Annotated in this window: 1 pseudogene; it reads right to left on the minus strand. The window is 68.1% G+C overall.

Features of this window, described 5'->3' with window-relative positions:
• Positions 1-931 (minus strand): annotated as a pseudogene (locus L995_RS14615) (type IV secretion protein Rhs); the annotation flags it as partial.

The raw sequence follows: 931 nt of genomic DNA on the forward strand, positions 1-931 counted from the left end.
CCAGGGGCACGAAGCTGTCGGGCTCGTAGAGGTATTCGCTCAGGCGTGAGCCACGGATTTCCCCGGCGAGCAGGTCGCCGTCGTAGAGGAAGGTGGTGCGCCCGAAGGCATCGTGCTTGTCGATGCGCCGGCCGAGCGCGTCGTAGCGGTAGCGCGTGGTCTGGACGGTGGCGGCAGGCTCTGGCTGCGCATTCGATCCGGCGATCTTCGGTTCGGGCCTGTCGTGGTAGCGCGTGACCGTGGATTCGAGCATCTGGTGCTCGGCGCTGTAGCGAAAGCGCTGCACGGTGTGCCAGCCGATGCGGCGCTCCACGATGTTGCCGTGCAGGTCGTACTGGAAGCGCAGGTCCTGGTAGACGGCGAGCCGGTTGGTGGGCACCTGTTCGCGTTCGTTGCTGGTGCCGCCGCTGCTGAGGTCTCCACCACGGTTGGGGTTGAGCAGGTTGCCTGCGGGGTCGAATGCGAAGGTTTCCAGGTTCCGGCCCGAGGTGGGCAATCCACCTGCAGCGTTTTTCTGGGCGGCGAGGATGCGGCCCAGGGCGTCGTAGCGGTACTGGCTGTCGCCGCGCAGGCCGTCGCGCGTGGCGACGAGGTTGCCTGTGGGGTCGTACTGGTACAGGCGGGCGATGCGCTGGCCGGAGGGCAGGGGGGTGTCACGGTCCCACAGGGCCTGGGGTGAAGGCCTGCCGGGCTGGCCCTGGAGTGCGCCTTGCTGGCTGACCTTGTGGGAGGTGAGGCGGCCCATGGGGTCCCAGCCATAGCGGCTGGTCAGCGTGCCTTGGGTGCGTTGGATTTCCTGGTGCAGGGCGTCGCGTTCGATGTCGCTGAGCACCTGGCCGTCGGCGAGGATCTGGTGCAGGTGGCCCGAGCCGTAGTAGAGCCATTGGACGTGGCGGCCTCCGGGCAGCCAGCAGTCCGTGCGGTTGCTCAG

Origin of the sequence: Delftia sp. ZNC0008, from assembly GCF_000799035.1 — a bacterium.
Classification (GTDB): domain Bacteria; phylum Pseudomonadota; class Gammaproteobacteria; order Burkholderiales; family Burkholderiaceae_C; genus Comamonas; species Comamonas tsuruhatensis.